This window comes from Burkholderia sp. MSMB617WGS (assembly GCF_001532025.2).
Lineage (GTDB): Bacteria > Pseudomonadota > Gammaproteobacteria > Burkholderiales > Burkholderiaceae > Burkholderia > Burkholderia savannae.
The window spans coordinates 1,835,074-1,858,323 of sequence record NZ_CP013457.1 but is presented as its reverse complement, the minus strand read 5'-3'; the positions used below and the strand labels follow the sequence as shown (position 1 = coordinate 1,858,323).

Annotated in this window: 17 protein-coding genes and 1 pseudogene; 10 read left to right on the top strand and 8 right to left on the bottom strand. The window is 69.4% G+C overall.

Annotation, left to right across the window (positions count from 1 at the left end; genetic code table 11):
* Window positions 1–5: 5 nt before the first annotated feature.
* On the top strand, window positions 6–1,151 hold the full coding sequence (locus WT60_RS09325; protein WP_060355864.1) for an MFS transporter: 1,146 nt from the start codon (window positions 6–8) through the stop codon (window positions 1,149–1,151).
* A gap of 213 nt (window positions 1,152–1,364) precedes the next feature.
* Here the strand turns inward: WT60_RS09325 and WT60_RS09320 are convergent, their stop codons facing one another.
* Entirely contained in the window at window positions 1,365–1,847 is a 483-nt protein-coding gene (locus WT60_RS09320; RefSeq protein ID WP_038744612.1) for a PaaI family thioesterase, read from the bottom strand.
* Entirely contained in the window at window positions 1,844–2,158 is a 315-nt protein-coding gene (locus WT60_RS09315) for a Dabb family protein (protein WP_059580732.1), read from the bottom strand. The genes WT60_RS09320 and WT60_RS09315 overlap by 4 nt, the downstream gene beginning before the upstream one ends.
* Window positions 2,159–2,778: 620 nt before the next feature.
* Between WT60_RS09315 and WT60_RS09305 the strand changes: the two genes are divergently transcribed.
* Complete coding sequence (locus WT60_RS09305) at window positions 2,779–3,243, top strand: hypothetical protein (RefSeq protein ID WP_038744615.1); 465 nt, start codon at window positions 2,779–2,781, stop codon at window positions 3,241–3,243.
* A gap of 471 nt (window positions 3,244–3,714) precedes the next feature.
* Here WT60_RS09305 and WT60_RS09300 read toward each other — a convergent pair whose 3' ends face one another.
* From WT60_RS09300 to WT60_RS09285, 4 genes are all read right to left on the bottom strand, one after another.
* The gene (locus WT60_RS09300) at window positions 3,715–4,893 is read right to left on the bottom strand and encodes an acetyl-CoA C-acyltransferase (RefSeq protein WP_038744617.1); all 1,179 of its coding nucleotides are present in this window, start codon (window positions 4,891–4,893) and stop codon (window positions 3,715–3,717) included.
* Between the two features lie 73 nt (window positions 4,894–4,966).
* A complete protein-coding gene (pncA, locus tag WT60_RS09295) occupies window positions 4,967–5,593 on the bottom strand; it encodes a bifunctional nicotinamidase/pyrazinamidase (RefSeq protein ID WP_038744618.1) in 627 nt (208 codons plus the stop codon).
* A gap of 35 nt (window positions 5,594–5,628) precedes the next feature.
* The gene (locus tag WT60_RS09290; RefSeq protein ID WP_060355865.1) at window positions 5,629–7,713 is read right to left on the bottom strand and encodes a 3-hydroxyacyl-CoA dehydrogenase NAD-binding domain-containing protein; all 2,085 of its coding nucleotides are present in this window, start codon (window positions 7,711–7,713) and stop codon (window positions 5,629–5,631) included.
* A gap of 217 nt (window positions 7,714–7,930) precedes the next feature.
* A complete protein-coding gene (locus WT60_RS09285) occupies window positions 7,931–9,571 on the bottom strand; it encodes a 3-(methylthio)propionyl-CoA ligase (protein ID WP_038744621.1) in 1,641 nt (546 codons plus the stop codon).
* A gap of 127 nt (window positions 9,572–9,698) precedes the next feature.
* Between WT60_RS09285 and WT60_RS09280 the strand changes: the two genes are divergently transcribed.
* The 5 genes from WT60_RS09280 to WT60_RS09260 all read left to right on the top strand — a co-directional run bounded on the left by WT60_RS09280 (window position 9,699) and on the right by WT60_RS09260 (window position 13,529).
* Window positions 9,699–11,264 (top strand): protein adenylyltransferase SelO, encoded by a 1,566-nt coding sequence (locus tag WT60_RS09280; RefSeq protein WP_038744622.1) that lies wholly within the window; start codon window positions 9,699–9,701, stop codon window positions 11,262–11,264.
* Between the two features lie 85 nt (window positions 11,265–11,349).
* On the top strand, window positions 11,350–11,781 hold the full coding sequence (gene msrB / locus WT60_RS09275) for a peptide-methionine (R)-S-oxide reductase MsrB (protein WP_038744624.1): 432 nt from the start codon (window positions 11,350–11,352) through the stop codon (window positions 11,779–11,781).
* A 96-nt stretch (window positions 11,782–11,877) separates the two neighbouring features.
* Window positions 11,878–12,408 carry a septation protein A gene (locus tag WT60_RS09270; protein ID WP_038744625.1) on the top strand — a complete coding sequence of 177 codons (531 nt, stop codon included), beginning with the start codon at window positions 11,878–11,880 and terminating at the stop codon, window positions 12,406–12,408.
* Window positions 12,405–12,725 carry a BolA family protein gene (locus WT60_RS09265; RefSeq protein WP_081989352.1) on the top strand — a complete coding sequence of 107 codons (321 nt, stop codon included), beginning with the start codon at window positions 12,405–12,407 and terminating at the stop codon, window positions 12,723–12,725. The genes WT60_RS09270 and WT60_RS09265 overlap by 4 nt, the downstream gene beginning before the upstream one ends.
* A gap of 24 nt (window positions 12,726–12,749) precedes the next feature.
* Window positions 12,750–13,529: a peptidylprolyl isomerase gene (locus WT60_RS09260; RefSeq protein ID WP_038744626.1), complete on the top strand. Its 780-nt coding sequence runs from the start codon at window positions 12,750–12,752 to the stop codon at window positions 13,527–13,529.
* A 132-nt stretch (window positions 13,530–13,661) separates the two neighbouring features.
* Here the strand turns inward: WT60_RS09260 and WT60_RS09255 are convergent.
* Both WT60_RS09255 and purL read right to left on the bottom strand, forming a co-directional pair.
* Window positions 13,662–14,165, bottom strand: a pseudogene (locus tag WT60_RS09255) (N-acetyltransferase); the annotation flags it as partial.
* A 39-nt stretch (window positions 14,166–14,204) separates the two neighbouring features.
* Entirely contained in the window at window positions 14,205–18,275 is a 4,071-nt protein-coding gene (gene purL, locus WT60_RS09250; RefSeq protein ID WP_038744628.1) for a phosphoribosylformylglycinamidine synthase, read from the bottom strand.
* A gap of 254 nt (window positions 18,276–18,529) precedes the next feature.
* Between purL and WT60_RS09240 the strand changes: the two genes are divergently transcribed.
* From WT60_RS09240 to pgi, 3 genes are all read left to right on the top strand, one after another.
* Window positions 18,530–19,834, top strand: coding sequence for an FAD-dependent oxidoreductase (locus tag WT60_RS09240; RefSeq protein WP_060355876.1), 1,305 nt, complete (start codon window positions 18,530–18,532; stop codon window positions 19,832–19,834).
* A gap of 46 nt (window positions 19,835–19,880) precedes the next feature.
* Complete coding sequence (locus WT60_RS09235; protein WP_060355866.1) at window positions 19,881–21,476, top strand: NAD(P)H-hydrate dehydratase; 1,596 nt, start codon at window positions 19,881–19,883, stop codon at window positions 21,474–21,476.
* A gap of 100 nt (window positions 21,477–21,576) precedes the next feature.
* Entirely contained in the window at window positions 21,577–23,199 is a 1,623-nt protein-coding gene (gene pgi, locus WT60_RS09230; RefSeq protein ID WP_060355867.1) for a glucose-6-phosphate isomerase, read from the top strand.
* Window positions 23,200–23,250 lie beyond the last annotated feature (51 nt).

The following is a 23,250-nucleotide window of genomic DNA, read 5'->3' as shown; positions in this document are numbered from 1 at the left end:
CGATCGTGTCTGAATTGCATATTTCCGCACCCGCGCGCGAACCGGTATCGGCCACGCGCAAAGCCTTCTTCATCGCCGGATGCAGCCTCGCGAGCTGGGCCCCGCTGATCCCATTGACCAAGCAGCGCCTGCAGATCGAGAACGGCGCGATGGGAGCGGTACTACTCGCTTTCGGCCTGGGTTCGCTTCTGATGATGCCGATATCCGGCATGCTGGCGGCCCGCTACGGCTGCAGGCGAATTTTCGCGCTCGCGGTGCTGCTCGTATTGGCGACGCTGCCGGCGCTGGTGTCGCTAAATGCCGCACTGCCGCTCGCGGGAGTGCTGTTCCTCTTCGGCGCCGGCATTGGGGCGATGGACGTCGTCGTCAACATCCATGCAGTCGCCACGGAGAAACGCGTGCAAAGACCGATCATGTCCGGCTTTCATGCCCTCTTCAGCCTGGGCGGCATCGTTGGCGCGGGTGTCGTCAGCGCTCTGCTGGCGTTGGGTGCGACGCCGTTGTTCGTCGTCGTGCTGGAACTGCTGTTCATCGGGCTGTTGACGCTTTCCACTTGGAACGGTCTGTCCAACGAAGCAGAACGCGGCGATACCCCTTTTTTTGTCCTGCCGCTCGGCAGCGTGATCGTCTTGGGATTTCTCTGTTGCGTGGCCTACGTCATGGAAGGATCAATGCTCGATTGGAGCGGCATCCTCCTGAGCAGTCAGCGGGATCTCGACGTCAATCGAGCCGGACTAGGTTATACGCTGTTCGCCGTCACGATGACCACGGGGCGTTTTTTCGGCGACAAGGTCGTCGGCCTGTTCGGCGCGAAACGCGTGTTCATCGGCAGTGCGCTGCTCGCGACGTCCGGGTTCGTCCTGCTGGTGTCCAGCAGTTCCCTGTGGATGCTTGCTGCGGCGTTCTTGTTGATCGGCCTGGGCGTCGCCAATATCGCTCCGATGTTGTTTACGGCCTCCGGCAACCAATCCGCGATGCCGGACTCGCACGCGGTCGCGGCCGTCTCCACACTGGGTTACTCCGGCATTCTGATCGGCCCGGCCATGATCGGCGGGCTTGCGCACGCACTCTCTCTCGCCGGCGCATTCGTCTGCGTCACGCTCCTGTCCACGACGCTCTTTCTCGGCGCGCGGGCGTTCCGTCTCGATTGACCGATCTGCGCCGCGTGTCATGAGGCGCACAGCGTGTGGGCTTCAGCGAATACGCTTTCGCCTCCGTTTCGCATCGCGGCCCGCGTGAGCGGCGCCACGATCGCGCGTCGGTCGCGCCGGGGCCGCCCCGTGCATCGTCTGTCGCGTCGCGGCCGGGGCGCGCGAGCGCCCCAGACGGACGCCGGGCGCCCCCGAGCGACTGACCGCCCGTGCTCACGCGTCGCTCGGGCCGGGATGCGCGCCCGGATCGGTGCGGGTGCGCTGCCGCGCGATGTCGCGGCCGACCGCGAGCCGCTTCATGTACTTGAACGTGCCGAGCGCCTTCGCGACGAAGTTGCCCGCGCTGTCGCGAACCTCGCCCTCACAGTAGGCCATCGTCGTCGAGCGATGCAGCACGCGGCCGTACGCGCGCAGCTCGCCGCGCCCCGGCTGCATGAAGTTCACCTTCATCTCGACCGTGACGACGCCGACGCCGTCGTCGGTCAGGCTGCGCGCGGCCATCGCGAGCGCGACGTCGGCGAGCGTCATCGTGACGCCGCCGTGCGCGATGTTCCACGTGTTCATGTGCTGCTCGGCGAGCGGCAGTACGATCTCGCTCGCGCCGTCCTTCGCGCAAACGAGCTGCACGCCGAGCGCGTCGACGAACGGGCTTTCGATCGCCGGCTCGCGGCCGGTCGTGGCGGAGCCGGCGCTCATCGCGCTTCGTCGACGAGGTAGTCGATGCACTCGCGGCTCTCGCGCACCGCGCCGACGAACTTCTTCACTTCCTCGTGCACCGGATGCCCCTGGTACGCGTCGAGCGCGGCCTTGTCGGCGAAGTCGGACACGAGCACGACGTCGCAGGTCGCCTCGAGGCCGGGCGTCGCGAGCCCGACTTCGAGATGCAGCAGCCCCGGCACGATGCCGCGGCACGCTTCGAGCTTCGCCTTGAGCTTCTGCGCGTTCTGCGCGCGAGTCGCGCCTTCGGCCGATTCCTTCAGTTTCCAGCTTACGATGTGTCTGATCATGATGTCCGTGGTTCTTCGCAGTCGTTCGTCAATTCCGCCTCGCCGGCGCGCGGCCCTGCTTCCGATGCGTGCAGCCGCTCGCATGCGGCGCCCGCCGGAGCAATCGGCGCTCGCGGCGACGGCGCCCCGAAGTGCGGCGACATCCGCCGAGCCGAGACAGACAGCAAGCCTACCAAACTTATCGATTCCGATGGGTCTTGCGCGAGCCCGGCGAGGCGAAGACGCGCGGGCGGCCGCGAAACGCGCGACAGATCCGGCGCCCGTCGCCCGGCAGGCATGACGCCGCCTTGTGCGGCGCACGAAACCGCGTCCGGTTCGCCACGGCGCGCCGCCGCGCGATCGCCGCCGGCGGCTGCCGCCCGCCGTGCGGCCGACAGGACGCTGGCTAATCGCGTCGCTCGTCCTATACTGCTTTTTGCCTGACGATAGCCGCGTCGAACGCCGACTGCGCGCATCGCCGCGCGATCGGGCATCCGGATGCCGATTCCCGCGGAACGTCGAATCCTGTCGAAGACGCCGCCGCCCGACACTCGAATGACGCCCGGATACATCGGAGACGGGAGCGATGCGACGTCCGCGGTTGGTCCGCACATGCTCCACCTGAATGCAAGGAGCGCAAAGTGTTCCCCAAGGAATCGACGATCCGGATGCTCATCGAGCGCTGGGATCGCCACTACTCGACCGTTTTGGGCGTCAAGTCCGCCACCGAACGGTCCGAACGGATTGCACGCGATTTGTACCTGGTGCGAAACGCCGGCTTTGGCGGCGTTCAGGCGCCGCCGAATCTGCCCGGCAATCTTGTCGACAAGGACGACGAGATCATGGCCTGTGTCGAGCACTATTTTCTGACGCGGGATTGGGTCGCGAACGGCAAGTACCCGGCATGGGAAGCACGCACGCTTTCCGGCATCTACCATCTCGGCAAGAGGGTCGGGATCGCGCCCCGGCACAACAAGGAGAAGCCCGTCACGCCCGCGTCGCCGTTGCAGCGCGTGCTTCAGGTGGAAGGCATCAAAGACGGAACGATCGACCGCAAGCTTGCGGGCATACAGTCGCCCCTCGTGAAAAAACCGCCGAAATACTAGTGGAAAGGCCGCCGAAATCCGACTGATCGGCGCGCCGAGCCGAGCGACGGCGCATCGCGCGGGCCAACCGGCGGCCCCGTCACGCGGGCCAACCGATCGAGCGCGCCGCATGCGTCGCAGGATGAAAAAGATGACACGGCGCGCGTTCGGCTCGATGTGCAACGAACCGCCGCGCGCCCGCGTGCTCGAACGCCCGCCGGCGAGACCGGGGCCGCCATGCGCGATGCCCGCGCCGCATCGCGCGATGCAACGCCCGTCTCGGCCGCAATACGCGATCAAGCGCTCGATGCGCTCCGGTCCGGCATGCGCGCTTCGATCGCCGGACCGTGCATCGGCGGGCTCGGTTCGATGCCGAGCGCCCGCCGCTTCTTCAACGCAGCGGCGAAATGCGCGAGCGACGGCAGAAACCCGCCGCGCTCGTTCGAACCGGCGATGCCGTCGAACGGATCGCCCTCGGCCCGCGCGCCGCCGTCAGACCACTTCGAACAACCCCGCCGCGCCCTGCCCGCCGCCGATGCACATCGTCACGACGACGTACTTCGCGCCGCGCCGCTTGCCTTCGATCAGCGCATGGCCCGTGAGCCGCGCGCCCGACACGCCGTACGGATGGCCCACCGCGATCGCGCCGCCGTTCACGTTCAGGCGATCGTCGGGAATCCCGAGCGTGTCGCGGCAATAGAGCACCTGCACCGCGAACGCCTCGTTCAGCTCCCACAGATCGATGTCGGACACCTTGAGCCCCGCCTGCTTCAAGAGCTTCGGCACCGCGTAGACGGGCCCGATGCCCATCTCGTCGGGCTCGCAGCCGGCAACCGCGAAGCCGCGGAAGATGCCGAGCGGCGCGAGCCCTTCGCGCTGCGCGAGCGTCGCGTTCATCACGACGCACGCGGCCGCGCCGTCGGAGAACTGGCTCGCGTTGCCTGCGGTGATCACGCCGCCCGGCAGCGCCGGACGAATCTTCGCGACGCCCTCGAGCGTCGTATCGGCCCGGATGCCCTCGTCGGCCGCGAGCGTCACTTCCTTCGTGTAAAGGCGGCCCGTCGCCTTGTCGGCGACGCCCGCGCGCACGGTGATCGGCACGATCTCGGCGTCGAAGCGCCCCGCCGCCTGCGCGGCCGCCGCGCGAAGCTGCGAATTCACGCCGTACTCGTCCTGGCGCTCCTTCGAGATGCCGTAGCGCTTCGCGACGTTTTCGGCCGTCTGCAGCATCGTCCAGTAGATCTCCGGCTTGTGCGCGTCGAGCCAGCCTTCGCGCAGCATGTGCCGGTTCATTTCGTTCTGCACGCACGAGATCGACTCGACGCCGCCCGCGACGAACACGTCGCCCTCGCCCGCGATCACGCGCTGCGCGGCGAGCGCGATCGTCTGCAATCCCGACGAGCAGAAGCGATTGACGGTCATCCCCGGCACGCCGACGGGCAGCCCCGCGCGCAGCGCGATCTGCCGCGCGATGTTCGCGCCCGTCGCGCCTTCGGGGTTCGCGCAGCCGATCAGCACGTCCTCGACGCGCGCGGGATCGAGCTTCGCCCGCTCGACGGCGGCCGCGACCACGTGGCCGCCGAGCGTCGCGCCGTGCGTCATGTTGAACGCGCCGCGCCAGGATTTCGCGAGCCCGGTGCGGGCGGTCGATACGATTACGGCTTCGGTCATCCGAGTCTCCTGATTCTGAATGCTGAGTGTCGATGCGATGAAATGGGTCGAGGCGGCGTTCGCGAAGCGGCGCTTACGGATTGACGTCGGCCGACTGCACGCGCGCGACGCCCGCCGCGGCGAGCGAGGCCCACGCGCGCGCGAGCGAGCCGTCGAGATCGATCGCGCGGCACGCGTCCTCGATCACCGCCGCGTCGAAGCCCGCCGCGCGCGCGTCGAGCGCGGACCACGCGACGCAATAATCAGTCGCGAGTCCGCAGCACCACACGCGCTTCACGCCGAGCTCGCGCAGATAGCCGGCGAGGCCCGTCGGCGTCTTGCGATCGGCTTCGACGAACGCCGAGTAGCTGTCGACGGACGCGTCGCGCCCCTTGCGGATCACGAGCCGCGCATGCGGGATGTCGAGATCGCGATGCAGCGCCGCGCCTTGCGTGCCCTGCACGCAGTGCACGGGCCAGAGCACCTGCTCGCCGTACGGCAGCGCGATCGTCGAGAACGGCGCGACGCCCGGATGGTTCGCCGCGAACGACACGTGATCGCGCGGATGCCAGTCCTGCGTCAGCACGACCTGATCGAAGCGCGCGGCGAGGCGGTTGATCGCCGGCACGACTTCGTCGCCGCGCGCAACCGCGAGCGCGCCGCCCGGCATGAAGTCGTTCTGCACGTCGATCACGAGTAGGACATCGTCGGTGCGCTGCATCGTGGTGCTCCGTCAATGGGCGACGCCGCCGCGCGTCACGCGTTGAAACCGCGTCCGCTCGCGGCGAGCTCGGCGATCGACGGCGCGATCTGCCACGCGTCGCCGTTCGCGCGCTGCGCGTAGCCGCGCATCGCGCGCTCGACGTTGTAGAGGCCGACCGTGTCCGCGTACAGCATCGGGCCGCCGCGCCAGAGCGGGAAGCCGTAGCCCGTCAGGTAGACCATGTCGATGTCGGACGCCTTCGACGCGATCTTCTCCTCGAGAATCTTCGCGCCTTCGTTGACGAGCGCGTAGACGAGCCGCTCGACGATCTCGTCGTCGCCGATCTTGCGCCGCTCGACGCCGCGCTCCTTCGAATACGCGACGACCATCTCGTCGACGAGCTTCGACGGCTTCGCGTTGCGCTCGCCCGGCACGTAGTCGTACCAGCCCGCGCCCGTCTTCTGGCCGAAGCGGCCCTGCTCGCAGAGGCGATCGGCGATCTTCGAGTAGTGCAGATCCGGCTGCTCGGCGTAGCGGCGCTTGCGAATCGCCCAGCCGATGTCGTTGCCGGCCAGGTCGCTCATCCGGAACGGCCCCATCGCGAAACCGAACTTCTCGATCGCGCGATCGACTTGCGCGGGCAGCGCGCCTTCCTCGAGCATGAAGAGCGCCTGGCGGATGTACTGCTCGATCATCCGGTTGCCGATGAAGCCGTCGCACACGCCGGACACGACCGCCGTCTTGCGGATCTTCTTCGCGAGCTGCATCACGGTCGCGAGCACGTCCTTCGCGGTCTTCTCGCCGCGCACGACTTCGAGCAGCTTCATCACGTTCGCCGGGCTGAAGAAGTGCATGCCGACGACGTCCTGCGGGCGCTTCGTGAACGCGGCGATCTTGTTCACGTCGAGCGTCGACGTGTTCGATGCGAGGATCGCGCCCGGCTTCGCGACTGCGTCGAGCCGCGCGAACACCTGCTCCTTCACGCCGAGCTCCTCGAACACCGCCTCGATCACGAGATCGGCGTCCTTCAGATCGTCGTACGACAGGGTCGGCCTGACGAGCGCCATCCGCGCGTCGAGCTTTTCCTGCGTGAGCTTGCCCTTCTTCACCTGCGCGTCGTAGTTCTTGCGGATCGTGGCCAGCCCGCGATCGAGCGCTTCCTGCTTCGTCTCGAGCAGCGTGACGGGCAGGCCCGCGTTCAGGAAGTTCATCGTGATCCCGCCGCCCATCGTGCCCGCGCCGATCACCGCGACCGATTTGATCTCGCGCACGGGCGTGTCGGCCGGCACGTCGGGAATCTTGCTCGCCGCGCGCTCGCCGAAGAACGCATGGCGCAGCGCGCGGCTCTCGGGCGTCTGCACGAGCGCAATGAAGCAATCGCGCTCGAACGCGAGCCCCTTGTCGAAGCCTTGCAGCACGCCCGCCTCGATCGCGTCGACGCACTTGTGCGGCGCCGGATAATGCTGCGCCACCGCCTTCACGCTGTTGCGCGCGAACTGGATGAAGCCCGCCGCGTTTTCGTGAACGATCTCGCGGTCGCGCACGCGCGGGTGCGGGCCGCCTGCGGCACCCGCCTTGCGCGCGAACGCGACGGCCGCGTCGAGCAGATCGCCTTCGACGAGCGCGTCGAACAGGCCGCTCTTCGCGAGCTGCTCGGACGGCACGGGCGCGCCGGAGACGATCATGTTCAGCGCGGTCTCGAGACCGACCGCGCGCGGCAGGCGCTGCGTGCCGCCCGCGCCCGGCAGGATGCCGAGCTTCACTTCGGGCAGCGCGATCTGCGCGCCGGGCGACGCGACGCGGTAATGCGCGCCGAGCGCGAGCTCGAGGCCGCCGCCCATCGCGACGCTGTGAATCGCGACGACGACGGGCTTGCCGCTCGCCTCGACGGCGTCGATCACGGTGTGCAGCGTCGGCTCCTGCAGCGCCTTCGGCGTGTTGAATTCGGTGATGTCCGCGCCGCCCGAAAACGCGCGGCCCGCGCCCGTGAGCACGATCGCCGCAACGGACGGGTCGCGCTGCGCGCGCTCGAGCCCTGCCATGACGCCGAGCCGCGTCGACAGGCCGAGGCCGTTGACGGGCGGATTGTTGAGCGTGATGACGGCGACGCCGTCGCGAGTCGTGTAGTCCACTGCCATCTGCCTGCCTCCATGCGTATGCGCGGCCGGTGCGGCGGCGCCAGCTGTGATGCGGTCATTGTCCGCCAACGGCCGGAAGGCCGCGCGGTCGATGCGCCATTTTCTGAGTGTCGAGAAACAGAGGCAGGATACCTCAAAAAAGAACGGTCGTTCAATTTAGTGATGGCCCGCACCCCGACCGGCCGGCGCGGGCCGGCGTGCGGGTCGTCCGGCGCGCTTACGCGTCGACGGCCGTCGGCAGCACGTGGTGCCGGAACTGCTCGCGCAGCTTGAGCTTTTGCAGCTTGCCCGTCGCCGTGTGCGGCAGCGCGTCGACGAACGCGACGTCGTCCGGAATCCACCATTTCGCGACCTTGCCGACGTAGAACGCGAGCAGCTCCTCGCGCGTCACGTCCATCCCGGCGCGCCTGACGACGACGAGAAGCGGCCGCTCGGTCCACTTCGGATGCGCGCATGCGATGCACGCGGCCTCGGCGACGGCCGGATGCGCGACCGCGACGTTCTCGACGTCGATCGAGCTGATCCACTCGCCGCCCGACTTGATCACGTCCTTGCTGCGGTCGGTGATCTGCAGGAAGCCGTCGGCGTCGATCGTCGCGACGTCGCCCGTCGGAAACCAGCCGTCGACGAGCGGCGACGCGTCGCCCCCGAAATAGCGGTCGATCACCCACGGCCCGCGCACCTGAAGATCGCCGAACGCGACGCCGTCCCACGGCAGCTCGCGGCCGTCCTCGCCGACGATCCGCATGTCGATCCCGTAGATCACCCGGCCCTGTTTCTCGAGCAGCCGCCGCTGCTCGTCGGCGCCGCGCTGCGACTGCGCCCAGTTGAGCTTGGACAGCGTGCCGAGCGGCGACAGCTCGGTCATCCCCCACGCGTGGATCACCCGCACGTCGTAGTCGTCCTCGAACGCCTTCAGCATCGACGGCGGGCACGCGGAGCCGCCGATCACCGTGCGCTCGAGCGTGGAGAAGCGCACGCCCGCCTCGCGCATGTACGCGAGCAGGCCGAGCCACACCGTCGGCACGCCCGCCGAGAACGTCACGCGCTCGGCCTCCATCAGCTCGTACAGCGACTTGCCGTCGAGATCCTTGCCCGGCAGCACGAGCTTCGCGCCCGTGAGCGCCGCCGTGTACGGCAGCCCCCACGCGTTGACGTGGAACATCGGCACGACGGGCAGCGCCGCGTCGAGCGACGACAGCCCCATCGCGTCGGGCAGCGCCGCGCCGTACGCATGCAGCACCGTCGAGCGATGCGAATAGAGCGCGCCCTTCGGGTGGCCCGTCGTGCCGGACGTGTAGCAGAGCGACGACGCCTGCCGCTCGTCGAGGAGCGGCCACGCGTAATCGCCGTTCTGCGCGCCGACGAGCGTTTCGTAGCAGAGATACGGCGTCGCGCCCTTCGGCAGGTGCGCGTCGTCCGTCATCGCGATCCAGCCCTTCACGTTCGGGCATTGCGGCGCGAGCTGGTCGACGAGCGGCGCGAAGGTCAGGTCGAACAGCACGTACTGGTCGTCGGCGTGATTGACGATGTACGCGATCTGCTCGGGAAAGAGGCGCGGATTGATCGTGTGGCAGACGGCGCCCATCCCGCTGATCCCGTAATACGCCTCGACGTGCCGGTAGCCGTTCCACGCGAGCGTTCCAATCCGGTCGCCCGCACCAGCGCCCAGGCGGATCAGCGCCTGCGCGAGCCGTTTGGAACGCGCTTCGCAATCGCGATAGGTATAGCGGTGAATGTCGCCCTCGACGCGTCGCGACACGATCTCGACGTCGCCCGCATGCCGCGCCGCATGCGCGATCAGCGACGACACGAGAAGCGGCATATCCATCATCTGGCCCAGCAACGGCTTACCCATCGTTTTCCTTCTCCCTGAATTATTTTTCCGATACGGTCTGCTGCGAACGGCTCGACGGCGTGCGGGCGGCTCCGAGCGCCCCGCGCGGCGCGGACTTACAATATCGGCTAACTTACAGATCAGCAATATGTCGTTTTCCACAAGCGAAGCCGCACCGGCCGCCCCTCTCCCCGATCTCGCCGCGACGCTCGCCGCGCCGCGCCGCGACGCGTTCGCACAGCTCGGCGGCGCCTTCCTGACCCGGCTGCCCGCCGCGCCGCTGCCCGCGCCGTACGTCGTCGGCTTCTCCGACGACGCGGCGCGCACGCTCGGCCTCGATCCCGCGCTGCGCGACGCGCCCGGCTTCGCCGAGCTGTTCTGCGGCAACCCGACGCGCGACTGGGCGCAGGCGTCGCTGCCGTACGCATCGGTCTACTCGGGCCACCAGTTCGGCGTGTGGGCGGGCCAGCTCGGCGACGGGCGCGCGCTCACGATCGGCGAGCTCGAGCACGACGGCCGCCGCTACGAGCTGCAACTGAAGGGCTCGGGCCGCACGCCGTATTCGCGCATGGGCGACGGCCGCGCGGTGCTGCGCTCGTCGATTCGCGAATTCCTGTGCTCGGAGGCGATGCACCATCTCGGCATTCCGACGACGCGCGCGCTCGCCGTGATCGGCTCGGACCAGCCGGTGATCCGCGAGGAAATCGAAACGTCGGCGGTCGTCACGCGCGTCGCGGAGAGCTTCGTGCGCTTCGGCCATTTCGAGCACTTCTTCGCGAACGACCGGCCCGACCTGCTGCGCGCGCTCGCCGATCACGTGATCGAGCGCTTCTATCCGTCGTGCCGCGACGCCGACGATCCGTATCTCGCGCTGCTCGCCGAAGCGACGCGGCGCACCGCCGAGCTCGTCGCGCAATGGCAGGCGGTCGGCTTCTGCCACGGTGTGATGAACACCGACAACATGTCGATCCTCGGCGTGACGATCGACTACGGTCCGTTCGGCTTCATCGACGCGTTCGACGCGAAGCACGTCTGCAACCACTCGGACACGCACGGCCGCTACGCGTACCGGATGCAGCCGCGCATCGCGCACTGGAACTGCTTCTGCCTCGCGCAGGCGCTCTTGCCGCTCTTCGGCCTCGAGCGCGACGCGCCGAACGAAGACGCGCGCGCCGAGCGTGCGGTCGAGGACGCGCACGCGGTGCTCGGCCGCTTTCCCGACCAGTTCGGCCCCGCGCTCGAGCGCGCGATGCGCGCGAAGCTCGGCCTCGAGCGCGAGCAAGAAGGCGACGCGGCGCTCGCGAACCAGTTGCTCGAGATCATGGATGCGAGCCATGCCGATTTCACGCTGACGTTCCGCCGCCTCGCGCGCGTGTCGAAGCACGACGCGAGCGGCGACGCGCCCGTGCGCGATCTCTTCATCGATCGCGACGCGTTCGACCGCTGGGCGAACCTCTACCGCGCGCGCCTGTCGGACGAAGCGCGCGACGACGCGCATCGCGCGGCCGCGATGAATCTCGCGAATCCGAAATACGTGCTGCGCAACCATCTCGCGGAAACGGCGATACGCCGCGCGAAGGAGAAGGATTTTTCAGAAGTCGAGCGCCTTGCGGCCGTGCTGCGCCGCCCATTCGACGAGCAGCCGGAGCACGACGCGTACGCGGCGCTGCCGCCCGACTGGGCGAGCGCGCTCGAAGTGAGCTGCTCGTCGTGACGCCGCCAAGCCGTGACGCCGCGTGCCGTGCGACGCCGCACGGCCGCCGCGGACGTCGCGCATGAATCCATCAGGAGAATCGAAGATGTCAGGAGATCGAGACGACAAGCGTTATCCGTATCAAAAGGATGACGCCGAGCTACGCCGCCGCCTCACGCCGCTGCAATACGAAGTCACGCAACATGCGGCGACCGAGCGGCCGCACACGGGCGAATACACGGATACCGAGGACGCGGGGATCTACCACTGCGTCGTCTGCGGCACCGCGCTCTTCGAATCGGGCGCGAAATATCATTCGGGCTGCGGCTGGCCGAGCTACTTCAAGCCGATCGACGGCGAGGTGATCGACGAGAAAATGGACTACACGCACGGAATGACGCGCGTCGAAGTGCGCTGCAACCAGTGCGGCGCGCATCTCGGCCACGTGTTCGAGGACGGCCCGCGCGACAAAACCGGATTGCGGTACTGCATCAACTCGGCTGCGTTAAACTTCGAGGCTAAACCCGAGCGGACATGAGCCCGCGCAGGCCGACGAGCCGGCCTGCGCGCACGCCGCGACGGGCGTCCCTACAACGGTGGCGGGCCCCATGCCCGCCACGCAGCCGCGAGCACCATGAAATTTCTGTTCGATCTGTTCCCGATCATTCTGTTCTTCGCCGCCTTCAAGCTGTGGGGCATTTTCACCGCGACGGCCGTCGCGATCGCCGCGACCCTCGCGCAGGTAGCCTGGGTCGCGTTCCGCCACCGGAAAGTCGACACGATGCTGTGGGTGAGCCTCGGCGTGATCGTCGTGTTCGGCGGCGCGACGCTCGTGCTGCATGACGAGAAGTTCATCCAGTGGAAGCCGACCGTCCTCTACTGGCTCTTCGCCGCCGGCCTCTGCGCCGCGCGCTATGTGTTCGGCAAGAACCTGATCGAGAAGATGATGGGCAAGCAGCTGACGCTGCCCGAACCGGTCTGGGACAAGCTGAACCTCGCCTGGGCCGCGTTCTTCGCGGCGCTCGGCGTGACGAACCTGTACGTCGTGCGCAATTTCACCGAATCACAGTGGGTCAACTTCAAGCTGTTCGGCACGACGGGCGCGATCGTCGTCTTCGTGATCCTGCAAAGCCTCTGGCTCGCGAAATACCTGAAGGACGAATGACGATGAGCGAGACCTTCCTCTACGCGACACCTGCCGAGCGCATCGCGCTCATCGAGGCGCGTCTATCCGCCGCGCTCGCGCCCGAATCGATCGACGTGCGCGACGACAGCGCGCAGCACGCGGGCCACGCGGGCGCCGCCTCGGGCGGCCACTACACGGTCACGATCGTGTCGGCCGCGTTCGCCGGCAAGAGCCGCGTCGCGCGGCACCGGCTGGTGTATGATGCGCTCGCCGATGCGATGCAACGCGGCATCCACGCGCTTGCGATCGTTGCGTACACGCCAGAAGAATATCCAGCGCCTTCCCGTTCTCAATAAGTCCGCCTCATTAGGAACTTCCCGATGATCCTGAAATTTCCCCGCCTGTGGGCCGCGGCAGCCGCTCTCGCGGCCGCTCCGGCTTTCGCCCAGAACATCGCCGTCGTGAACGGCACGCCGATTCCGAAGTCGCGCGCCGACGCGATGATCGCGCAGCTCGTCCAGCAAGGTCAGCAGGACACGCCGCAGTTGGAGCAGGCGGTGCGCCAGGAGCTCGTCAATCGCGAGATCCTGATGCAGGAGGCGATCAAGCGCGGCATTCCGAATCGTCCTGACGTGAAGGCGCAGATCGTCGTCGCGCAGCAGACCGCCGTGCTGCGCGCGCTGATCGAAGATTTCCTGAAGAAGAACCAGCCGAGCGACGCCGAACTGAAGGCACGCTACGACGAGCTCGTGAAAAACGCGGCCGGCCGCGAATATCACCTGCACCACATTCTCGTCGAAAACGAGCAACAGGCGAAGGACCTGATCGCGAAGATCAAGGGCGGCGCGAAGTTCGAGGATCTCGCGAAGCAATACTCGAAGGACCCGGGCTCGGCGAAGAACGGCGGCGATCTCGACTGGTCCGATCCGAAGGCGTACGTGCCGGAATTCGCGGCGGCCGCGCAGCAGTTGCAGAAAGGCCAGATGACGGATACGCCGGTGAAGACGCAGTTCGGCTGGCACATCATCCGCGTCGACGACATCCGCAGCATCACGCCGCCGCCGTTCGAGCAGGTCAAGCAGCAGATCGCGCAGCAGATGGTCCAGCAGAAGCTGCAGGCGTTCGAGGAAGGCCTGCGTCAGCAGGCGAAGATCCAGTAACGCCGCATCGCGCCGGATACAAGAAAGCCGCTCCTCGGAGCGGCTTTCTTTTTGTCCGCGCGCGAGCGCCGGATTGCCGGATTGCCGGGCCGACGAGCGGCATGTGCGGCGCGCCCGCGCGCTCGCGTGCCGTTACGCGTAGAACGACGCGTGATACCGGACTTCGCCCGCCGGGCGCGGCATGGCGTCGTCGAACGACAACGCCGTCAGGTATTCGGGCGGCGCGTGCGGAAACGCGATGTCGCCCGCCGGCCCGAAGCCGAAGCGCGCGTAATAGGCGGGATCGCCCAGCACGACGCACCCGCGCGCGCCGATGCGCCGCAGCGCATCGAGGCCGGTGCGCACCAGTTTCGCGCCGATGCCCTGCCGCTGGCAGCCGGGCAGCACCGCAAGCGGCGCGAGCCCGTACCAGCCAACGCTCTTCGCGCCGATCGTCACCGGCGAAAACGCGACGTGGCCGACGATGCGACGCTCGCGCTGCGCGACGAGCGATACGCTCAGGCACCCGTCCGCGCGCAGCGCATCGACGATGCGCCGCTCGAACTGTCCGCCGTGTGGCTCGCCCGCGAATGCGGCGGCGATCACGCCGGCGATCGCCTCGACGTCGGCCGCGCGCTCGTCGCGCGGCGTGACGGCGTGGCGGCGCCGGCCGGCTGCGGGCCGATCGTCATCGCGTCAGCCGAGCCAGCGGCGCGCGTTGCGGAACACGCGCAGCCACGGGCTCGCTTCGCCCCAGCCTTCCGGATGCCAGCTCATCGTCACCGTGCGATGGACGCGCTCCATGTGCGGCATCAGCACCGTGAAGCGGCCGTCCGCCGTCGTCACCGACGTGATGCCGGCAGGCGAGCCGTTCGGGTTGAACGGATAGCGCTCGGTCGCGTTGCCGCGATGATCGACGTAGCGCATCGCAATCGCGACGCGGCTTTGATCGCCCTGCTGCGAGAAATCAGCGAAGCCTTCGCCGTGCGCGACCGCAACCGGAATCCGCGAGCCCTCCATGCCGGCGAAGAAGATCGACGGCGAGCTTTGCACTTCGACGAACGAGAAGCGCGCCTCGAACTGCTCGGACTTGTTGCGCGTGAACTTCGGCCAAGCCTGTGCGCCCGGGATCATCGACGCGAGGCTCGACATCATCTGGCAGCCGTTGCAGATGCCGAGCGCAAACGTGTCGGGACGCGCGAAGAACGCGGCGAACATGTCGGCGAGCTTGTCGTTGAAGCGGATCGTCTTCGCCCAGCCCTCGCCCGCGCCCAGCACGTCGCCGTACGAGAAGCCGCCGCAGGCGACCGCGCCCGCGAAATCGGCGAGCGTCGCGCGGCCCGCGAGCAGATCGCTCATGTGAACGTCGTGCGCGTCGAAACCCGCGCGATCGAACGCGTACGCGGTTTCGAGATGCGAGTTCACGCCCTGCTCGCGCAGGATCGCGACGCGCGGACGCGCGCCCGTCGCGATGAACGGCGCGGCGACATCCTCCGCCGGATCGAACGTCAGCACGGGCGCGAGGCCCGGATCTTCGGCGTCGAGGATCGCGTCGTATTCGGCGTCCGCGCCGGCCGGATTGTCGCGCAGCCGCGCGATCCGCCAGCTCACTTCGGCCCACGCGCGCTGCAGCTCGACGCGCGGCGCTTCGTAGATCTTCTTCGCGTCGCGGTACACCTCGATCGCGTCGGTCTCGTTGACCGCGCCGATCACGTGCGAGCACGCGGACAGGCCGTGCTCGCGCAGCGCGCCGAGCACCGCGTCGCGGTCCGCCGCGCGCACCTGGACGACCGCGCCGAGCTCTTCGGAGAAGAGCGCGCGAATCGTGCGGTCCTCGCGGCGGCCGCTCGTCTGCTTCGCCCAGTCCTTCGCGTCGCCGTAGTCGGATTCGTGCTGCGCATCGAGCGTCAGCATGTCGACGTTCAGCGACACGCCCGCGTGCCCCGCGAACGCCATTTCGCAGACGGTCGCCCACAGGCCGCCGTCCGAGCGGTCGTGGTACGCGAGCAGCAGGCCCTGCGCGTTCAGCGCCTGGATCGCCGCGAAGAAGCGCTTCAGGTCTTGCGGATCGTCGACGTCGGGCGTCGCGTCGCCGACCTGCTGCGAGACCTGCGCGAGAATGCTGCCGCCGAGACGGTTCTTGCCGCGGCCGAGATCGATCGCGATCAGCGCGCTCGCGCCGACTTCCGCGACGCGGCGCAGTTGCGGCGTCAGATGGCGGCGCACGTCGTCGACGGGCGCGAACGCCGAGATGATCAGCGACACCGGCGCGACCACTTCCTTCGCGACGCCGCTCTCGTCCCACTTCGTCTTCATCGACAGCGAATCCTTGCCGACCGGAATGCCGATGCCGAGCGCGGGGCACAGCTCCATGCCGATCGCCTTCACGGTGTCGAAGAGCTTCGCGTCCTCGCCTTCGGTGCCGCACGCGGCCATCCAGTTCGCGGACAGCTTCAGCTTGTCGAGCGACGCGATCGGCGCGGCGGCGATGTTCGTGATCGCCTCGCCGACCGCCATCCGGCCGGACGCGGGCGCGTCGATCACGGCGAGCGGCGTGCGCTCGGCCATCGTCATCGCTTCGCCGCTGAAGCCCGCGTAGTCGAGCGCGGTGATCGCGCAATCGGCGACGGGCACCTGCCACGGGCCGACCATCTGGTCGCGCACCGACGTGCCGCCGACGGTCCGGTCGCCGATCGTGATGAGGAACGACTTGCTCGCGACGGTCGGGTGCTTCAGCACGTCGCGCGCGACGTCGGCAAGCGACATGCCCGTCACGTCGACGCCCGCGCGCTCGACGGCGACGCGCGCCACGTCGCGGTGCATGCGCGGCGGCTTGCCGAGCAGCACTTCCATCGGCATGTCGACCGGATATTCGGCCGCGCCCGCCGCCTCGTCGTCGACGAGCTGAAGCTGGCGCTCGTCGGTCGCGACGCCGACCACCGAGAACGGGCAGCGCTCGCGCGCGCAGATCGCCTCGAAGCGCGGCAGGTCCGCCGGCGCGATCGCCAGCACGTAGCGCTCCTGCGCCTCGTTCGACCAGATCTCGCGCGGCGACAGGCCCGACTCCTCGAGCGCGACCTTGCGCAGCTCGAAGCGCGCGCCCTTGCCCGCGCCGTCGACGATTTCGGGAAACGCGTTCGACAGGCCGCCCGCGCCGACGTCATGAATGCTGAGGATCGGGTTTTGATCGCCGAGCTGCCAGCAGCCGTTGATCACTTCCTGCGCGCGCCGCTCGATTTCCGGGTTGCCGCGCTGCACCGAATCGAAGTCGAGCTCGGCCGTGTTCGCGCCCGTGGCCATCGAGCTCGCCGCGCCGCCGCCCATGCCGATGCGCATGCCGGGGCCGCCGATCTGGATCAGCAGGGAGCCGGCCGGCACGTCGTGCTTGTGCGTGTGCTGATCGGCGATGTTGCCGATGCCGCCCGCGATCATGATCGGCTTGTGATAGCCGCGCACCTGGCCGCCGACGTTCTGCTCGTACACGCGGAAGTAGCCGCCGAGGTTCGGGCGGCCGAATTCGTTGTTGAACGCGGCGCCGCCGAGCGGGCCGTCGATCATGATCTGCAACGGCGATGCGATGCGGTCCGGGCGGCCGTACGGCGCATGCTGCTCGCTCGCGTCGCGCTCGCCGACGGGCTGCGCGGCGTCGCGTGCGTTTTCCCACGGCTGGCGTGCGTCCGGCAGGTCGAGGTTCGACACCGTGAAGCCCGCGAGGCCCGCCTTCGGACGCGCGCCGCGGCCCGTCGCGCCCTCGTCGCGAATCTCGCCGCCCGCGCCGGTCGCCGCGCCCGGGAACGGCGAGATCGCGGTCGGGTGGTTGTGCGTCTCGACCTTCATCAGCGTGTGCGTGAGCTCGGTGTGGCGGCCGTAGCGCTCGCCGGGCTCGCCGGCCGCGTTCGCGCCGCGCGGGAACCAGCGCTCCGCCCGCGCGCCCATCATGATCGACGAATTGTCCGAATACGCGACGATCGTGCCTTGCGGGCTCAGCTTCTCGGTGTTGCGGATCATCGCGAAGAGCGACATGTCCTGTTCTTGCCCGTCGATCGTCCACTGCGCGTTGAAGATCTTGTGGCGGCAGTGCTCGCTGTTCGCCTGCGCGAACATCATCAGCTCGACGTCGGTCGGGTTGCGCTCGAGCTTGCCGAACGCGTCGACGAGGTAGTCGATCTCGTCGTCGGCGAGCGCGAGGCCGAGTTCGACGTTCGCGCGCTCGAGCGCGCCGCGGCCCTGTGCGAGCACGTCGACCGTCGCGAGCGGCTTGGCCGGCAGCTCGTCGAACAGGTGCCGCGCGTCGTCGCGCGAGCCGACGACGCTTTCCGTCATCCGGTCGTGCAGCGCGGCCGCGACGGCCGCGCGCGCGTCGGCGGCGAGCGCCTTCTTCGCGCCGACGCCGAGGATGCCCGCCTTCAGGGTCACCGTGAACTCGATCCCGCGCTCGATCCGGCGCACGCGCGCGAGGCCGCAGTGCTGCGCGATGTCGGTCGCCTTGCTCGCCCACGGCGACACGGTGCCGAAGCGCGGCAGCACGACGAAGGTCTCGGTCGCGCCCTTCTCGGCGGCCGGCTCGAACGGCGCGCCGTAGTGCATCAGCGCGTCGATGCGCGCGTTGTCGTCCGCCGCGAGCGGCTCGTGCGCGTTGACGAAATGCAGATACTGGCCGCGGATCGCGACGATGTCGCCGTCGATTTGCTTGAGCGCGTCGAGCAGGCGGGTTTGACGGAAATCGGAAAGCGCCGAAGCACCGGGAAAACACGAGAAGTGAGCCATGGGCTGGACTGACGTCGATGAGTCGCGCAAGCTGGCGACGTGGGGCGTAAGGAAGGCCGTAATTATACCCGGAAGTCGACCGCCGAACGGCCGCTCGCATGCGCCGCGCGCGCCGGCCCGACGCCGCGGCGCGCGCATCGCGCCGGCCGGCGCGCGTCATTTGGCGCTATCATGCGCGCTTCACCGGGCCGGGCACGGCCTGCCACGCAAGATCCTCCATCGGGCCGGAAGCGGCGCCCGACATCGAATCGAACATGGATGTAATCGTCATCGGCGGCGGCGTCGCCGGCATCGCCACCGCCTACCAGCTGCGCGCGGCCGGCCATCGCGTGTGCGTCGTCGAGCGCCACGCGACGGTCGCGCAGGGCGCGACCTACGGCCAGGGCGGCACGCTGCTGCCGACGCCGCTCGACGTGTGGTTCGGCCCGACCTTCATGCGCGAGCGACGCGCGCAAAAGAGCGGCGTCGTCTACAAGCCGGGCTTGAACGGCGCGCTGCGGCGCTTCGCGAGCCGCCTCGACGCGCTGCGCGAGCCCGCCGCGTTCGCCGCGCAGTACGCGAAGCTGAAGCCGCTCGTCGAGCTCTCGCGCGACGCGATCGCCGACGTCGAGACGCGCTTTGGCCTCGAATTCGAGCAGAAGAGCGGCGTGCTGCACGTCGTGCGCGACGCGGCCGAATGGGAACGCACGCAACCCGCGCTCGACCTGATGCGCGACCTCGGCCTGCCTTACGAAACGCTCACGCCCGACGCGTGCGCGGCGCTCGAGCCGTCGATGCCCGCCGAGCCCGCGTTCGCGGGCGGCGTGCTGTTCGCGCAGGAGCGCACCGCGAATTGCCCGCTGCTCGTGAAGCTCGTCAAGCAGGTGCTCGACGAGCACGACGTGCAGTTCCGGCTCGGCCGCGCGGCCGCGGCGATCCGCACCGACGCGAAGCGCGCGGCCGTCGAGCTCGCGCCCGATCCGGCCGATCCGCGCGCGGCGAAGGCGAAGGAAGTCGACGTGATCTCGGCCGACGCGATCGTCGTCACCGCGGGCACGGAGAGCCTTTCGCTCGTCGAGCCGCTCGGCGTGCGCGCGCCGCTGCATCCGGTGCGCATCCACACGCTGACGGCGCCGCTCGCGTACGAGGAGCACGCGCCGCATCTGAGCATCGTCGACTCGGTCAAGCGGATCGCGATCACGCGGCTCGGCCAGCGGCTGCGGATTGGCGGCGCCGCCGTGCTGCAAAGCGCGAAGGACACCGCGCGGCCGCTGCCCGAGCCGCTCTCCGAGACCGCGCTCGCGCTCCTCGGCCAGGCGACGCACGATTGGCTGCCCGGCATCGCGAAAATCTCCGCCGCGCGCGCGTGGCAGGGCGCGAAGCTGTTGTCGCCGGACGGCCTGCCCGTCGTCGGGCCGACCGCCGACCCGCGGGTCTTCGTCAATTTCGGCCACGGCCCGGCGGGCTGGGGCCTTGCGCTCGGGTCTGCTAAAGTGGTGGCAGATGACGTCGGCGGCGGCGCGCACCGCGTGCCCGCCGACACGCTCGCCGCGCTGCGCGCGGAGCGCTTTGCCACCTGACGCCGTTGCCGCCGCGCGCGGGGCGGCGCGTGATCGCGAGCCGCCCATGATCCTCTCTGCCGATTCCGCCCCGCCCCCTTCTCCCGAGCCGTTCGACGCGCCGCCGATTCACGCGAGCGAGCCGCTCTTGACCGTCGCCGAGCTGCGCGACGTCGAGACCGCGGCCACCGCCACGCTGCCGCCCCACACGCTGATGGACCGCGCGGGCAAATCCGCCGCGCAATGGCTCGCCGCGCGGCTCGTCAGCGACCCTCGCCCCGTCTGGTTCGCGGTCGGCCCCGGCAACAACGGCGGCGACGCGCTCGTCGCCGCGGCCGAGCTGCGCCGGCTCGGCTTCGCGGCCGACGCCTGGATGCCGATCGAAGCGAAGCCCGACGACGCGCGCTGGGCGCTCGAGCGCGCGCGCGCGGCGAACGTGCCGATCGACGAAGCGGCCCCCGAATCATTCGACGGCTACGGCTGGCTCGTCGACGGCCTGTTCGGCATCGGCCTCGCGCGGCCGCTCGACGGCGCGTACGCGGCGATCGCGCAGCGAATCGCGGCGCGCGCGCGGCACACGGGCCGCGTGCTCGCGCTCGACGTGCCGAGCGGCCTCGACAGCGACACCGGCATGCGCGTCGGCGCGGGCCCGGCCGTCGCGGCAACCGACACGCTGTCGTTCATCGCCGCGAAGCCCGGCCTCTACACGGGCGACGGGCGCGACCTGGCGGGCGAGATTCACGTCGCGCCCCTCGATCTCGACGAGGCCGTCGCGCCCGCGATCCGGCTGAACGCGCCCGATCTCTTCGACGCGCGCCTGCCCGAGCGCGCGTTCGCGTCGCACAAGGGCACGTACGGCAGCATCGCGATCGTCGGCGGCGACACGGGCATGTGCGGCGCGCCGATCCTCGCCGCGCGCGCGGCGCTCTTCGCGGGCGCGGGCAAGGTCCACGTCGGCTTCGTCGGCGCGGGCGCGCCGCCGTACGATCCGCCGTATCCGGAACTGATGCTGCATCCGGCCGACGCGTTGCCGACGGCCGCGCTCACCGCGCTCGCGATCGGCTGCGGGCTCGGCGCGAGCGAGCACGCCGCGCACACGCTCGCGGCGCTGCTGCGGCTCGACGCGCCGAAGCTCATCGACGCCGACGCGCTGAACCTGATCGCGAAAACGCCCGAGCTTGCCGACGCGCTCGCCGCGCGCGGCCGCGCGGGCGACGCCGCCGTGCTCACGCCGCACCCGCTCGAAGCAGCGCGCCTGCTGTCGACCGACGCGGCCGACGTCCAGCGCGATCGCGTCGCGGCCGCGCGCGCGCTCGCCGCGCGCTTTTCGGCGATCGTCGCGCTGAAGGGGTCCGGCACCGTGATCGCGGCGCCCGACGGCCGCGTCGCGATCAACCCGACCGGCAACGCGGCGCTCGCCACAGGCGGCACGGGCGACGTGCTGGGCGGCCTGATCGGCGCATTCCTCGCGCAGCGGATGCCGCGCTACGAAGCGGCGCTCGCGGGCGTCTACCTGCACGGGCTCGCCGCCGAGCGGCTGTGCGCGGCGGGGGCGGGCCCGACGGGCACAGCCGCGGGCGAGCTCGCGGCCGCCGTGCGCCTGCTGATCAATCGGCTGTTTTATACGCGACCCGCCACGTCGGGCCAAGCGCCGCTATACTGATCGTCCCGCCGCGCAGGCGGGCTCCTCGTCCGCCTGCATGCCGCGCGCCGGCGCGCAGGCGCGGCCCTCCCCGGTTCAAGCCGTTTCGCTCCTGATTGCCATGACGCTGAATTCGCTCCCCGTTTGGCCCGCGCTGCAAGCGCACTACGAAGAGATCCGCGACGCGCATCTGCGCGACTGGTTCGCCCCCGCCAACGATCCCGCGCCGACGCGCGCCGAACGCTTCACGTTCGAAGGCGGCGGCCTTGCGGCCGATTTCTCGAAGAACCGCATCACCGCAGCGACGCTCGCCCTGCTCGTGCAGCTCGCGCGCGAAGCGGGCGTCGAGGCGCGCCGCGACGCGATGTTCGCGGGCGAAATCGTGAACCCGACCGAAGGCCGCGCGGCGCTGCACACCGCGCTGCGCGCGAGTTCGCCCGACGCGCCGTTCCACGCGCAGGTCGCGGCCGAACGCGCGAAGATGGCGCGCTTTTCCGACGCGGTGCGCAGCGGCGCATGGACGGGCTACACCGGCAAGCGGATTCGCCACGTCGTGAACATCGGCATCGGCGGGTCGGACCTCGGGCCGAAGATGGTCGTCCACGCGCTGCATCACGTCGCGACGCCCGACATCGCGACGCACTTCGTGTCGAACGTCGACGGCGCCGATCTCGCACGCGTGCTCGAGCGGATCGATCCGGAAGAAACGCTCGCGATCATCGTGTCGAAGACCTTCACGACGCTCGAGACGATGACGAACGCGCGCTCGCTGCGCGACTGGTTCGTCGCGAAGGGCTGCCCGGAGGGCGCGCTCGCGAAGCATTTCGTCGGCGTGTCGGCGAACCCCGCCGAAGTCGTCAAGTTCGGCATCGCCGAAACCAACGTGTTCGAGATGTGGGACTGGGTCGGCGGCCGCTACTCGCTGTGGTCGGCGGTCGGCCTGTCGATCATGATCGCGATCGGGCCGGAGCGCTTCGGCGAACTGCTCGCCGGCGCGCACGACATGGACGAGCACTTCCGCACCGCGCCGCTCGAGCGCAACCTGCCGGTGCTGCAAGGCCTCGTCGGCATCTGGTATCGCAATTTCTTCGGCGCGCAGAGCTATCTCGTCGCGCCTTATTCGGAAGCGCTGCATTACCTGCCGTCGTATCTGCAACAGCTCGAGATGGAGAGCAACGGCAAGTCCGCGCGAATCGACGGTGCGTTCGTCGACTACCCGACTTCCGCCGTCACGTGGGGCGAGCCCGGCACGAACGGCCAGCACGCGTTCTTCCAGATGCTGCACCAGGGCCCGACGCTCGTGCCGATCGATTTCGTCGCCGTGCTCACGCCCGAGCATCCGCTCGCGAGCCACCACCCGAAGCTGCTCGCGAACTGCTTCGCGCAAAGCGAGGCGCTGATGCTCGGCCGCACGCTCGACGAGGCGCGCAAGATCGCGGGCCCGGAGAAGCCGGAGCTCGCGCCGCACCTGACGTTCCCCGGCAACCGGCCGACGACGACGCTCCTCGTCGACGCGCTCACGCCGCGCGCGCTCGGCGCGCTGATCGCGCTCTACGAGCACAAGGTGCTCGTGCAGGCCGCCGTGTGGAACATCAACCCGTTCGACCAGTGGGGCGTCGAGCTCGGCAAGATCCTCGGCAAGATCGTCGAGGCGGACCTGACGGCCGCGCAGCCCGATCCCGCGAAGCACGATTCGTCGACGTCGACGCTGATCGCGCGCGCGCGCAAGGCGCTCGGCAAGTAATGCACGTGCGGCGCGCGAGCGACGGCGGTCGAGCCGCTGCTGCTCCGCCGT

Excerpts from the sequence above, each read along its gene's own strand:
- WT60_RS09320 (WP_038744612.1), bottom strand. The coding sequence starts at position 1,847 with ATGAGCGCCGGCTCCGCCACGACCGGCCGCGAGCCGGCGATCGAAAGC.
- WT60_RS09315 (WP_059580732.1), bottom strand. The coding sequence starts at position 2,158 with ATGATCAGACACATCGTAAGCTGGAAACTGAAGGAATCGGCCGAAGGC.
- WT60_RS09300 (WP_038744617.1), bottom strand. The coding sequence starts at position 4,893 with ATGACCGAAGCCGTAATCGTATCGACCGCCCGCACCGGGCTCGCGAAA.
- pncA (WP_038744618.1), bottom strand. The coding sequence starts at position 5,593 with ATGCAGCGCACCGACGATGTCCTACTCGTGATCGACGTGCAGAACGAC.
- WT60_RS09290 (WP_060355865.1), bottom strand. The coding sequence starts at position 7,713 with ATGGCAGTGGACTACACGACTCGCGACGGCGTCGCCGTCATCACGCTC.
- WT60_RS09285 (WP_038744621.1), bottom strand. The coding sequence starts at position 9,571 with ATGGGTAAGCCGTTGCTGGGCCAGATGATGGATATGCCGCTTCTCGTG.
- WT60_RS09280 (WP_038744622.1), top strand. The coding sequence starts at position 9,699 with ATGTCGTTTTCCACAAGCGAAGCCGCACCGGCCGCCCCTCTCCCCGAT.
- msrB (WP_038744624.1), top strand. The coding sequence starts at position 11,350 with ATGTCAGGAGATCGAGACGACAAGCGTTATCCGTATCAAAAGGATGAC.
- WT60_RS09270 (WP_038744625.1), top strand. The coding sequence starts at position 11,878 with ATGAAATTTCTGTTCGATCTGTTCCCGATCATTCTGTTCTTCGCCGCC.
- WT60_RS09265 (WP_081989352.1), top strand. The coding sequence starts at position 12,405 with ATGACGATGAGCGAGACCTTCCTCTACGCGACACCTGCCGAGCGCATC.
- WT60_RS09260 (WP_038744626.1), top strand. The coding sequence starts at position 12,750 with ATGATCCTGAAATTTCCCCGCCTGTGGGCCGCGGCAGCCGCTCTCGCG.
- purL (WP_038744628.1), bottom strand. The coding sequence starts at position 18,275 with ATGGCTCACTTCTCGTGTTTTCCCGGTGCTTCGGCGCTTTCCGATTTC.
- WT60_RS09240 (WP_060355876.1), top strand. The coding sequence starts at position 18,530 with ATGGATGTAATCGTCATCGGCGGCGGCGTCGCCGGCATCGCCACCGCC.
- WT60_RS09235 (WP_060355866.1), top strand. The coding sequence starts at position 19,881 with ATGATCCTCTCTGCCGATTCCGCCCCGCCCCCTTCTCCCGAGCCGTTC.
- pgi (WP_060355867.1), top strand. The coding sequence starts at position 21,577 with ATGACGCTGAATTCGCTCCCCGTTTGGCCCGCGCTGCAAGCGCACTAC.